The sequence below is a fragment of the Vibrio ulleungensis genome, from assembly GCF_016900875.1.
Taxonomy (GTDB): domain Bacteria; phylum Pseudomonadota; class Gammaproteobacteria; order Enterobacterales; family Vibrionaceae; genus Vibrio; species Vibrio ulleungensis.
The window spans coordinates 15,776-28,694 of the sequence record NZ_JAFEUM010000008.1; the positions used below are offsets into that span (position 1 = coordinate 15,776).

12 protein-coding genes are annotated in these 12,919 nt (G+C 42.7%); 7 read left to right on the forward strand and 5 right to left on the reverse strand.

The annotated features are described in order from the left end of the window. Positions 1 to 269: 269 nt before the first annotated feature. Positions 270 to 1,355: a hypothetical protein gene (locus tag JQC93_RS16855; protein WP_205159553.1), complete on the reverse strand. Its 1,086-nt coding sequence runs from the start codon at positions 1,353 to 1,355 to the stop codon at positions 270 to 272. 450 nt (positions 1,356 to 1,805) lie between these two features. Between JQC93_RS16855 and JQC93_RS16860 the strand changes: the two genes are divergently transcribed. Next, a complete protein-coding gene (locus JQC93_RS16860; protein WP_205159554.1) occupies positions 1,806 to 2,465 on the forward strand; it encodes an inovirus Gp2 family protein in 660 nt (219 codons plus the stop codon). A gap of 33 nt (positions 2,466 to 2,498) precedes the next feature. Here the strand turns inward: JQC93_RS16860 and JQC93_RS16865 are convergent, their stop codons facing one another. The 4 genes from JQC93_RS16865 to radC all read right to left on the reverse strand — a co-directional run bounded on the left by JQC93_RS16865 (position 2,499) and on the right by radC (position 4,955). Next, a complete protein-coding gene (locus JQC93_RS16865; protein ID WP_119909381.1) occupies positions 2,499 to 3,200 on the reverse strand; it encodes a lecithin retinol acyltransferase family protein in 702 nt (233 codons plus the stop codon). 17 nt (positions 3,201 to 3,217) lie between these two features. Then, on the reverse strand, positions 3,218 to 3,778 hold the full coding sequence (locus JQC93_RS16870) for a tyrosine-type recombinase/integrase (protein WP_205159555.1): 561 nt from the start codon (positions 3,776 to 3,778) through the stop codon (positions 3,218 to 3,220). Positions 3,779 to 3,966: 188 nt separating this feature from the next. After that, the gene (locus JQC93_RS16875) at positions 3,967 to 4,425 is read right to left on the reverse strand and encodes a DUF2787 domain-containing protein (RefSeq protein ID WP_205159556.1); all 459 of its coding nucleotides are present in this window, start codon (positions 4,423 to 4,425) and stop codon (positions 3,967 to 3,969) included. A gap of 38 nt (positions 4,426 to 4,463) precedes the next feature. Then, entirely contained in the window at positions 4,464 to 4,955 is a 492-nt protein-coding gene (gene radC / locus JQC93_RS16880; protein ID WP_102275984.1) for a RadC family protein, read from the reverse strand. Positions 4,956 to 5,138: 183 nt separating this feature from the next. Here radC and JQC93_RS16885 point away from each other — a divergent pair, with 183 nt between their 5' ends. From JQC93_RS16885 to JQC93_RS16910, 6 genes are all read left to right on the forward strand, one after another. Then, positions 5,139 to 5,327, forward strand: a complete 189-nt coding sequence (locus tag JQC93_RS16885) for an AlpA family transcriptional regulator (protein ID WP_205159557.1) — start codon at positions 5,139 to 5,141, stop codon at positions 5,325 to 5,327. An 83-nt stretch (positions 5,328 to 5,410) separates the two neighbouring features. Next, complete coding sequence (locus JQC93_RS16890) at positions 5,411 to 6,424, forward strand: SIR2 family protein (protein ID WP_205159558.1); 1,014 nt, start codon at positions 5,411 to 5,413, stop codon at positions 6,422 to 6,424. A gap of 5 nt (positions 6,425 to 6,429) precedes the next feature. Continuing rightward, on the forward strand, positions 6,430 to 8,160 hold the full coding sequence (locus JQC93_RS16895; protein WP_236009636.1) for an ATP-binding protein: 1,731 nt from the start codon (positions 6,430 to 6,432) through the stop codon (positions 8,158 to 8,160). A 139-nt stretch (positions 8,161 to 8,299) separates the two neighbouring features. Continuing rightward, positions 8,300 to 8,536 carry an HTH-like domain-containing protein gene (locus JQC93_RS16900; RefSeq protein WP_205159560.1) on the forward strand — a complete coding sequence of 79 codons (237 nt, stop codon included), beginning with the start codon at positions 8,300 to 8,302 and terminating at the stop codon, positions 8,534 to 8,536. 9 nt (positions 8,537 to 8,545) lie between these two features. Next, positions 8,546 to 10,165, forward strand: coding sequence for a site-specific DNA-methyltransferase (locus JQC93_RS16905; RefSeq protein ID WP_236009637.1), 1,620 nt, complete (start codon positions 8,546 to 8,548; stop codon positions 10,163 to 10,165). Positions 10,166 to 10,180: 15 nt separating this feature from the next. Next, the gene (locus JQC93_RS16910) at positions 10,181 to 12,883 is read left to right on the forward strand and encodes a DEAD/DEAH box helicase (RefSeq protein WP_205159561.1); all 2,703 of its coding nucleotides are present in this window, start codon (positions 10,181 to 10,183) and stop codon (positions 12,881 to 12,883) included. The last annotated feature ends 36 nt before the right edge of the window (positions 12,884 to 12,919 follow it).

Below are 12,919 nucleotides of genomic sequence, written 5' to 3' on the forward strand. Positions count from 1 at the left end.
CGGTGAATTAAAGAAAAAGCCTGTAAATTTTTGATTTACAGGCTTTTTTAATTGGTGGGCTGGCGTAAGTTGAATCTAGCATTCAATTTGTTGATTTGTAATGTTTTTAATGTTGTTGACTTTACTCTTGGTTACTAATTTGGTTACTAAAAGTTGTAGGCCAACATGTTAGTTTTATGTTTTAGATTCCACATTGCTTAGTAGTGTCTCTATGAAAGTGACCATCTTTGCTCGATCACTTGTGGGTAAGATACTATTCCTCATGTTTGTTAAGTGCATTCTTGTTGATACTTATCTTCAATAAGAGATTTAATAATGGCTTTGCTTGATTTTTGCAACTCGGTTTCTAACTCTAAAAGCTGGCTATTTGTTTTAGCCGTTAAAGACAGCAAGCCATTAGACTTTTCTTTGTTTTTCTGTCGCCTTACCCAAGCTTTCTTTAATCTATCGCAAACGCTTTTAGTTGATTCGATATCGTAATGCCATTGAACATCCATATAGGTTATTAGTGATTGATAGAGCTTTGTAGTTGAGGAAGATATCCACGGTAAAACGAACTTATTCTCAAACTCTTTTTGTATCTCTTCAAGTAACCATTTGACTTGCTCTTCATTGTCGCTGTCTACCCAATCTAGGTTGTTGTTATATAGGTAAATATTTTGCCAACTGTATTTTAGATTGAGTATCAAACGAAATGCGTCATTACTGAGGTCACCTCTGGTAGCTTTCAGCGCATCATTTAGGTAGTTGATGATTTTATTTAGTCGCTTTTTATGAGTGTCAGCGTCGGAGCTAACTGGAAGGTCGATAGGGCTAGGGTGATCAGCTGAAATGGTACTTTCAATGATAGGCTTTTGATTTTTTTGAGCCTTTAGTTTTGTGGTAAATGAGTTGCTATCAACTCTATATTGCGTTAATGGCCTTGTTTTTTGGTGCGTAGTATTCGAGATTAGTGATTCATTAGCCCTGATATGCTGAAGGTTGTTAGGTTTGAATTCAGAGAGTGAGCCACGATTTGGCGAAGAAGGGATTTTAGTGAAATCTCTTTTGTTAAAGTCGATCATCATGAAGCAAAATCCAGATATTCTTGGGGTGTCGATCCACTCAAAAATATCCTCATCTACATCATTTTCAATTGCGTAATCTAGCCGCCATTTTGCACCAAGAATAGCAGCATGTTTGTCACCTCTTTCTTCCAGTAACAAGAGGTTGATATGTTCCAGTTGTTTGGATAAAGGCATGTGATCAACTCTGTCCTTCTCAGTCGCCCAACGTCCAAATTCTTCTTCAGCTCGAAACCAGTAGTATTCGATTTCACCTTTAGATCTTGTACTTAAAAATGCGTACTGTGCCATTCATTTATCCCTGTATTGGCATCTGATAACACTAAAAAAGTTGTACTTTTATGGTCACTAATGTGTTCCAGATAGTGGTTTTATCGTTGTTTTACAGTCACTTTTATGTTCTGTAGTAGCGGACATGCCTTGCTTGCCATCCTTGTTGCTTCAGAAACATGTACGGCATCATGAGTGTGTTTTTATCATAGTGCTTAGAGTATCAAGTTGAAAACCTATTGCATGTTTTTTGCGTTGTGAACCTCACCAATCGAAAAGCAGCGGTATGAGAAATGTGTTGTTTGGGGGAGATGTTCAGAGGGAGGTTATAGGCATTTTATAGTTGTGAATGAGGCCCTGTCGGTATGGGTAATATATACGCTCTTTACTAGAGTGATATGGCATGCCCACTATCTAAATAATTAATGCTGTACCTGTTCTATGAAATGAATAATACATAGGGCATTACAGATGAGAGACAACTACTTTGATGGGCTTAGAATACTGGGGCCATTAGATGACTATAAGCTAGACAACTTAGGTAGCTTACGCGATGTGATGAATGACAGTATTGCGGAGTTCCCTAGAACGTACGCAGCGAGAATTGATTTAAGACTACCTAACATCAGGTATGATCCGAATTGCTTGTTAAGTCGAGATGAAATCGTCAGTTATAACCGAAACTATACCCGCTTGATGAAACGCTTTATTGAATCATTACGCTCAAAGGTCTTTGCTCAATCGCAACGTAAGCTAAACCAAGGTAAGAGAGTTCATCGTAACCATGTAAGGTATGCATGGTGCCGAGAGCGTAGCACCTCTGAGAATGACCATTATCACTTGGTGTTGTTTTTCAATAAAGATCGATTTCACACGTTAGGGAAGTATAAAAGTCGTGATAGCTTAGCTTCGATAATCATTGAAGCCTGGGCTACTGCTTTGGGTATGGAGTTTGAAGATGTACGTTGGTTAGTAGAGTTCCCAGAGAACCATGGTTATTACTTGATGGACGGTAAGCCAGAGTTCAATAGACAATATCGAGATCTATTCCGTCGAATAAGCTATCTGGCAAAAAAAGATACTAAACATTATGGTGAGGGACGCCGTAATTTTGGTACCAGCTATCGGTAGTGATGGACGGAGGGTGTTTAGCCCTCCAGTATGTTAATCAAACCATGATGTAATGGCATTCCAGGTGTTACCCACTACTTCAATGGGTGCAAAGACGACATCAACCGCAGTCTCTACAGTGCCTGATATAAGTTCGCCAGTAGCACCGATGATTTCACCATCACTCAGTTTATCGTAAGTATTACTCAGTGTATCAACGGTACCCTTGTAGGCGGCTTCAATCGGCTTGGCGACAAGATCTCCAGGAGCCCCAACAACGGTGTTTACACTATCAGGCAAGCCAATGTATTCACCCACGTACTTGGCCCCTGTAGAGGCGATAGCGATGGTGCCTAGTGGACCTTTAGCAAACTGTTTAGCTGATTGACCGAGTAGACCTTGCCTAGCTGCAACATGAACGATTACATGACCACTGTTACTCACTTGGTTAGACGTATGTCGCTGTTCAATGCAGCGATTTACGAAGTGTTCACAATTGTTCGTACCTACATCATAACCACGTATGCCTAACTGATGCTTTGCGTAATCAATGGCTTCTTGTGGATAGGGGGCACGTCGTTTCACTCTGATTTCTTTCTCATCAGAAAACGTAGCTAAGCAACTGAGTATGACTTGCTTAGCGTGAGCGCAAAGATGGATGACGTCATCATTACCGATGTATAAACCGTGATGCTCAGTAATCCCCAGTACATCAACGTTCACCACCAGGTGATCGCCAGGTTGTAAGTGTTCCATGATAGAACCTCTCTTAGTTACAGTTCGAGTGATACAAAGTCTTTGTCGACTTCATCTTGAGTGATACCGATATAACGAAGCGTCACGCCCTCTGAGGTGTGGCGTAGCATCTTCATCACGCGACCGATATCTTTTGTGGATTGATAGAGGAAGTAACCTCGTGTTTTGCGCATGGAGTGAGTACCCAGCGCAAGCTTGAGTTCTTGTCCTACTTGTTGAAAGGCCATAGACACCGCACGCCGAGAGATCGGCTGCGGCGGTTTATGTTTTAGTTGCTGGCATCGATGTGACTGAAATAGGTAAACATGGTCAGGGTGTTTCTCCCGTACTTTGGTAATGTGTTCTCTTGCCTTAGTGTTTAACTGGATATTAGCTAGCTTGCCCGTTTTGCTTTCACGAATAATGAGTCGATCATCATTAATATCTTCAAAGCGGATAGAGAGTAAATCGGATATTCGTAGTGCCAGGTTTAACCCAATGTGCCAAACGTCAGCCATTTGCGGATTACAACGAATAGCGAGTAAGTGGCCAATGAGTCGAATGGTGTCGTCGTCTTTGATCGCTTGGACCTCAGCCATAGTCTGCTTCCTTTTTTGTCTGTAGAAGGGTGTTTTGGGAAGCACAGAGAGACCGATACCGCCAAACCCTTATGTAGCAAGGGTTCCAAGCTTCCCGTTTTAACAATATGGGAAGCAGTAGTATCAGTAGTTATCTGTGCTGGTGGATGTTGTTGGAAAGTGCTGTTTGAGTTGCGGTGAACTGACGCCTAATGACCTCGTACTTCGATTTGGTCATAAGTGTCGGTGTCGAGGTAGGCGACAAAGTTGTCTTCCCACAACGGGTAGAGCTCGACAATTGCAGGTGAACGAATACCCGTCCAGCCACCGTATCGAGTAAAAGCCGCTGAGTTACCAAAATCAAAGTCGATATCTCGCTCAAGTTCAGGGTAAGGACCACCGCAGTAGCTAAAGTCAGTGATGTACAATATCGTGTAGCGATTGTGGGCGTCTTTGCTCAATGAAATCTCCACAGGGTGATAACCACCGTTCTCAGCGTTGTAGCTTTTGTCTCTAAAGTTAATCACGATGTAATTGTCGCCGACTACCTCAGTATGTTGGTTCAGCACATCAGCCAAGCGTTTCAATAACGCATTGGAGATGGGTAAAGCGGCTTTGTTAAATGACAAGCTGTTTGATGTGTTGTTGAGTTGTGATTTAGTTGGCATAAGCGGCTCCTTACTCTTACAGACTGATTGATGGTTATTCATATCCAGCTCCTTTCTGCAAAAGAGACGCAATGTTCACCAACCACAATGTGATCGAGCACTCGTACGTCAATTAACCCCAACGCATCAACCAGCCTGCTAGTAATACGCTTGTCCGCTCTAGAGGGCTCGGCGATCCCAGAAGGGTGGTTATGGGCCAGAATAACCGCAGCAGCATTAGCATTGAGGGCGGCCTTTACCACTTCTCTTGAATAAACACTTGCCGCATCAATGGTGCCAAAGAATAGCTCTTCAAAACGAATAAGCTGGTGCTGGTTATCTAGCAGCATCAGTGCAAATACTTCACGGTCATACGAGCCAAGTTTTAACTGTAGGTACTCTTTCACATTCTCAGGGTTAGTGAAGGTGCCTTCACGCTTGTACTTTTGAGCAAGGGCTTCGGCGGCATGTTCTAGCAGCTCATTAAGACTTGAGGTTTGGTGAGCTGGATAGTGGTTATTCGTTGGAATGGTTGGTCTAGATGTACGCATAGGGGCCTCCTTAGCTTTGTATGTTGGGCTATGCGTATTGATGAAATATATCTGAAAAGATTTTGAATGAAGGGCTTGATATTCAGTAGAGACAGATTGGGACTAGCTGATGTTTCATGAGACGTTCTGGGTAAAAAATTACTGGCGGACTCCTGTTATGACGAATAACAAGGAGAACAACCCATGAGATTTTTAAAACTAAAAGAAGTAATTAAAAAGACCGCACTTAGCCGTTCTGCGATTTACAGAAAGATGGATGAAGGGAGTTTTCCTAAATCAGTGAGCTTGGGTGATAGGGCTGTAGCTTGGATTGAAAGTGAAGTGGAAGAGTGGATGGAGCATTGCTTGAAACAAAGATTAGAGATTTGTTAGTTAAATCTGATGCTTAACACAATGTTTGAAGCGTGATTGTGGTATAGGTAGCTGAATTAGATTAAGAGATTAGGTGAGTATTCATGAGCGAGTTTGATTTTTACGCTCAAGCGCAAAAGTATTATCAAAAATCTCCGGTAATCATCCTTGGCAGTGGGTCATCTGCTGCGTTTGGTTTATCGGGGATGGGAGAACTTTCAAAGCATTTAGTAAGTACAGTTGATACTAGTGAGCTTGATGGGGCGGAGCTCGAAGCTTGGGAAAGATTTAAAGCGTTGTTAGTGTCTGGAACCGATTTAGAGTCAGCTTTACATGAAGTTCGCTTATCTGAAACTTTAACAGATGCAGTAGTTAGTGCTACGTGGGAGTTACTCAATCCACAAGATATAGGTGTGTTTAAATCTTCTCTTTTGGGAACGGATGAGTTTCCTTTAGCAACCTTGATCAAAGGCTTGTTCCGCTCGGTAGCAGGTCAAATTGATATTGTGACAACTAACTATGATCGTATTGCTGAATATGCAGCTGAGCAAGCAGGTGTCCACCATTACACTGGGTTTACTCATGGTTATCGAAGACTACAGGCCCCACCTCAATCACTTCGAGCTGAGAGAGTCGTTAATATTCTCAAGGTGCACGGTAGCCTAGATTGGTTCACAAGCCCTATCGGTGATGTGATTGGTTTGAATCAAGTTGAAACTATCCCAGAGGGACATAAGCCCCAAATTGTAACGCCAGGTATAGCAAAATACATGACGACTTATCATGAACCATTTAGAACAATTATTCAGATGGCCGATAATGCGATTAGAAATAGCGATTCTTACCTTTGCGTTGGCTTTGGCTTCAACGATGAACATATTCAAGAAAAGTTGGTAGAAAAATGTATCCGTGACGGAGGGTGCATAACTCTAGTCACTTGGGGGTTGAGTGATACTGCTAGAGATTTCCTTTTATCGGGAAGAGCCAAGAGTTTTTTGGCTATTGAACGTGGGGCGCACGACAACGAATCAATAATTTACAGCTCAGAAACGGATGCACCAATTACCGTAGATGGTGATTTTTGGAGCCTTTCCGGTTATTTAGAATTAGTTCTCTAGGGGGAATGGAATTGCCATTATTTACTTATACTGATGATCAAGCACTTGGTAAAGTCGCTTCGGTTGATACAACTACCGTTATTGTTGAGGTTGAAGATAGCGAACTATTGAAGCGCTTGCAGGTGAATAGACTTGCTGTGTTACAAAGTGCTAAGCCGGGGCAGCACTTGATAGGGTTAATATCTCAAGTAACTCGTAAAAAGTTGTTCGAACTTGAAGAAGGGGATGAGGAAGGGACTAATGAGCAAAACCTTTGTAAAGTAGCTTTAATTGGGACGATGCTTGACCGAGACGGTTCTCGTCGAGATGTTTTTAGAAGAACGTTGGAAAGTGTCCCAGAAATAGATGCTAATTGCTTTGCTTTAGAGGGGGGTGAACTTACTGGCTTCATGCGTGTGTTATCCAATGCAGCGGCAGATGGTAACTCCCTTACGTTGGGTAAGTATACCTTGGATGACAATGCCATTGCGTACCTCAATGGCAATAAGTTTTTTCAACGACATGCATTTATTGGAGGAAGTACTGGATCTGGGAAGTCATGGACGACAGCCAAAATAATCGAGCAGATGGCTAGTTTAGAGTCATCCAACGCAATCGTGTTTGACCTCCACGGAGAATATGCACCTTTGCAGCATAAAGGCTTGAAACATTATAAAGTTGCGGGGCCAGGGGAGATTGAAACTGGAAGAACAATTGTTGACGGAGCAATCTACTTGCCTTATTGGCTCTTGTCTTACGAAGCTCTAGTATCGTTATTTGTTGATCGCTCTGATCAAAACGCTCCTAATCAGGCTATGATCATGTCTCGGGAAGTCAATGCTGCCAAACAGCAGTATTTAGAGGCTGGGGAGTATACTGGTATTCTAGACTGCTTTACTGTAGATAGCCCAGTTCCTTTCGATATCGATGTACTGTTAAATAGGCTTAATGAAATAAACTCGGAGATGGTTCCTGGAGCAAATGGCAAGCCTAAGCAAGGAGAGTTTTATGGGAAACTTTCTCGACTTATAGCGAGGCTTGAGAACAAAGTCACGGATAGAAGACTAGGCTTTCTGTTTCAAGGTGGTGAAGATACATTGGAATTTGACTGGCTTGGTCACCTCACAGACGCTTTGCTTGGGAGCACGGAAGAAAATGGTCAAGGTGGTATAAAAATCATCGATTTCTCTGAGGTTCCTTCTGATATTTTGCCATTGATGGTTTCTATGGTTGCTCGATTAGCTTTTTCTATTCAGCAATGGACTTCAAGTGAGGAGCGACACCCGGTGGCTTTGCTATGTGATGAGGCTCACCTATACATGCCACAACGTAATACTGCTGGTGCCGCTGATGATATTTCTATAGAGATCTTCGAGCGAATTGCTAAGGAAGGACGAAAATATGGAGTCAGCTTAGTTGTTATCAGTCAGCGTCCTTCAGAAGTAAACAAAACCATGCTGAGTCAATGTAGTAACTTTGTATCAATGCGGCTTACTAATGCCGATGATCAGGCTGTTGTGAGAAGATTGCTACCTGATAGCCTAGGAGGGTTCAGTGACGTCTTACCTACATTGGATACTGGTGAAGCGCTGGTTGTTGGTGACGCCAGTTTATTACCAAGCCGTATCAGGATTGATGAGCCAACCCACAAACCAAACAGCGGTACTGTAGACTTCTGGGATGAGTGGCAACAACACGCAACGCATGGGCGTATTGCCAAGGCGATACAAAACTGGCGAAAACAAAATATTCAATGAGTTGAGGGGGATTTCCCCCTCTTTTTTGTTTACCCAAGCTCAGCATTGGAAGAATAGGGATTGTTGTATCAAGATTTAGCTAAATTAGCTAAAATAGCTATTCTCTTAAAGTGTTTAATACCGCTTGATATGGTGCTTTATGGAAAGATTAATTATTGAACAAATCAAACAAGCTCTTGATGAGGCTCCTCGTAACCAGTATATGGCAGAGTTGCACCTACAAATGATCAAGTACGCTGATGAGCTTCAAGATATTACAGCGAAAGAGTTTTGCGAAGAGGTCGGCCTCAAGCCCAGCTATGGCACCGAATTCAGCAAGATGAGAAACCTTACTAGCCGATTGAAACAAGCAGGCTTAGACGTAGACAAGATTTGAGGATTAAAGATGCCTATTTTAAATTGGCGTAATAGAGAAGAAGCTGTAACAACGGCCCAAAAGTGCACCTACAGGCTGTTAGAGGAGGTGCCAGAGCTTTCCTATGGCAACAAAGATGACGAAAACTTGCTGATTCATGGTGATAACCTCGAAGCTCTTAAAGCACTAATTCCTCATTATGCAGGAAAGGTAAAATGTATCTACGTTGATCCACCATTCAACACAATGCAAGCATTCGAAAACTATGACGACAATCTGGAGCACTCAATATGGTTAAGCTTGCTATATCCTAGGTTTGAATTATTGCGCGAGCTATTGAGTGAAGATGGGACGATGTTTGTCCATATTGACGACAATGAACTTGGATATTTAACAGTTATCCTTGATGAAATTTTTGGTCGTAAAAACAGAACTCATACTGTGGCATTTAAGCAGGGTTCAGCGACTGGTCATAAAGCAATCAACCCTGGTATGGTTAATACATGTAATTTTATTTTGAGTTACGCAAAAAATAAAAACAAATGGCAGCCTAAAAAAGTTTTCACTGAAAGACTTAGAGATGACCGATATAACCAGTTTATAGAGAACTTTGAAGAAGACTATAAGTCTTGGCGCTTACTACCGTTATCTCAAGCTTTCGCAGATCATTGCGGAATACCTAAAAGAGAACTAAAAAAAGCACTAGGAGATGTGTTTGAGAGAAAAATAACCACCTTCGTAACAGACAACGCTCACCGTGTAATTCAGTCAGTGAGACCCGATTACAATAATGTTGGAGAAGAAATAAAACAGGCGATCGACTTTTCAAAAAAGAACCCTGACGAGGTACACCTCCTTGAAAGAAATCGACTCACAGATATGTATTTCAAAGGAGGACAGCGTTGGATTTTTTATAGAGAGAAGCTCAAAAATATTGATGGTAAATTAGTAACTGGGGAACCACTCACAACTTTTTGGGCAGATTTACTCTCAAATAACCTTCACAAAGAAGGCGATGTTGTATTTCCTAAGAGTAAAAAACCAGAGTCTTTAATCAAACGTGTTATTGAACTCAGCTCAGATGAAGGGGACATTGTACTCGACTCCTTTCTTGGCTCCGGAACCACCGCGGCTGTGGCACAAAAAATGCGCAGAAGGTTTATAGGTATCGAGCTGGGAAATCATGCAGTTACTCACTGCCAACCAAGATTAAAACGTGTTGTTGATGGAGAGCAAGGTGGGGTATCGAAAGCTGTTAACTGGGAAGGAGGTGGTGGTTTCCACTTCTGTACACTCGGTGATGCAGTCTTTGATGAGTATGGCTGCTTAAACTCTGAAATAAAATTCCCAACCTTAGCTTCACATATCTGGTATTTGGAAACGAAAACCCCGCTCGGCAGTAAAGCTGATACTCCGTTATTGGGTGCCCATAATGACACGGCATACTACTTGCTCTACAACGGCATACTTGGTGATCGTCGTCCAGCAGGTGGCAATGTACTGACAAGCAAAGTACTCAATAACTTACCAGACATCGACAAACATGAACGCATCGTGATTTACGGTGAGTCAAGCCGTTTAGGTGAAGCTCGCTTGAAACAAGCGAACATCACGTTCAAGCAAATCCCATACGACGTCGGCACTCTTTGATAAGGAATCCACAGAATGTTTAAGTTAAAAGGTTATCAACAACGTGCCGTTGATGTGATGCAATCTTTCCTTTCTCACTGCCTAAGCAGTGACAGTGTTGAAGGTGCGTACAAGTTGGCATTGGAAGAACAAGAACTCCCCCCACATGCTTATAGAGATTATGGCTTCGAGCAAGTTCCGTATTTCTGTATGCGTATCCCTACAGGTGGTGGTAAAACCGTTCTTGGCTCACATGCTGTTGATGTTGCCGCACGTTATTACCTAGAGACCGAAGCCCCTATTGCACTGTGGCTGGTTCCTAGCATTACGATCCGAGAACAAACGGTAGAAGCACTGAAGACACCAGGTCATCCCTATCGTGAAAAGCTTGATGCAGCTTTTAATCGTCAAGTGCTGGTACTTGATATTGATGAAGTGACTCAAATTCGGCCACAAGATATAGGCAGCAAGGCTATTGTGGTGGTATCGACTCTAGCTAACTTGAGAGTTTCCGACACCTCTGGACGTAAAGTTTACGCCTACCACGAAAACTTTGAGCCTCACTTTGCCAAGTTTCCAGCAAATCACCCGTCTTTGCCACTTCTAGAGACGGTTTCTGAGGCTGATGTACAAGAGAATGGTTTGAGTAGTCGTGAAATTGGCAATATCAAATGCTCTTTTGCCAACCTATTAGCTCTGTATCGGCCTGTGGTGATCGTGGATGAAGCTCATAACGCTCGTACCAGCTTAACGTTTGACACGTTGCGACGAGTGCATCCTGCTGCGGTCATTGAGTTTACGGCGACGCCAAATATCACTAGCGTAAACGGTAGTAACGTGTTGTTTCATGTATCGGCAGCCGAACTGAAAGCCGAAGAGATGATTAAATTACCGATTGTGTTGACAGAGCATCAAAACTGGCAAGATGCTGTTCAGGATACCGTGATCACTCGTAATAAGCTCCAGACCGACGCTCAAAAGGATGAGGATTACATCCGTCCGATAGCTTTGTTCCAAGCTGAAAACAAGAAAGGTGAGGTCACGGTCGAGGTACTAAAAGGCCACCTTATGAAACAGCTAGGCATTGATGAAGATAAAATTGCTGTAGCTACCGGTAGCCACCGAGAGTTAGATGGGATCAATCTGTTTGATCAAAATTGTCCGATTGAATACATCATTACTATCGAAGCCCTTAAAGAAGGTTGGGATTGCTCCTTTGCCTATGTATTTTGTTCGGTTAAGCAAGTATCTTCTAGTAAAGATGCTGAGCAGCTACTAGGTCGGGTGCTTCGTATGCCTTACGCGAAACGTCGTGTTATTGAAGATTTAAACCGAGCTTATGCGCATCTTGCTACTTCGAAGTTCGCAAAAGCAGCTCAAGAGCTCACGGATAAGCTCATTGCTATGGGGTTTGAGGAGATGGAGATTGCTGCATTTTTACGTGAGCAGGCTCCGTCGGGAGGTCAAGGCGATCTATTTGGTGGTGAGCAGGAGCAAACTCAAGCAAAACCGACATCACCCGCTGCAATTGTTGTTGAGGTTGAGGATTTACCAGACCTAACAGAGCTTTCCGAATCTGAGAAGAAACAAATCACGATGACTCGGGATGAGCAAACCGACACTGCCGTAGTCAAAGTGACTGGTGAAGTTTCACCAAACATACAAAAAGCGCTAACGAAGCATGTAAAAGCAGGTAAGAAGCGTAAAGTATTTGAACGTGATATTCGAGTTCATAATCATGCTATCGAAGCCATGAAAGCACCATCGGAACGTGGTGATAAATTCGGCTCGCTTCCATATCTGTGCATGATGGAACAGGGCGAGTTGGAGCTGGTTGAGTCAGAAGTTTTCCTTCATTCACATAGCTGGAATTTGCTCGACTACCCAGCAGAGTTGACCAACTTTGCAATGAACGAGACTAGCAATAGTTTTGCGATTGATATGGATGGTAAGTCTCTATCCTATAAAGTTGCCGACCAAAAGGAAGTCATTGCTTTCAACCAAGGCTTTATTGACGTTACAGAGCAAGATCTCGTTCGCTGGCTAGACAGGGAACTGCGACAACCAGATGTGTTGCAACATCAGCTTGTGGGCTTCTTAGGCCGACTAGTTAAGAGTTTGCTCCAAAAGCCCAATTTAACAATTACGGCTTTAGTTCGTAATAAATTCCCATTAGCCCGTGCTATACGAGATCTTATTCGCTTGTACCGTAAGCAAGCTCAACGGACTGGATATCAAACGTGTCTGTTCGGATCTGAGAGCACAGCATGTGTATCTGATGAATTCATGTACCATTTCGAACCGAGCCATTATCCGTCGCGCCCACCTTACTATTCCGGTCGCTTTAAATTCGCTAAGCATTACTTTCCACAAAACCTTATTGAGGATCTGAAAGCTACAGGTGAGGAATACGAGTGTGCCAAAGCCATAGATGGACTACCGGAAGTAAAATACTGGATTCGTAACTTAGTACGTAGAGATCAAGCCTCATTCTGGTTACCTCTAGCGCATAATAAGTTTTATCCGGACTTTGTATGTGAACTCAACGATGGTCGAATGCTGGTGGTTGAATACAAAGGTGAGGCTTATGTGACCAACGATGACTCAGCAGAGAAGAGAGCAATTGGCAATAAATGGGCAGATCTTAGTAACGGGAAGTGTCTATTTATCATGGCAGTAGAACAAGATGGACAGGGCCGTGATGTGCGCCAACAGATCCAAGCGTTGATTTCAAAGTAACCATTTAAAGCTTGCGCGATGGTTAAAGTACGATAC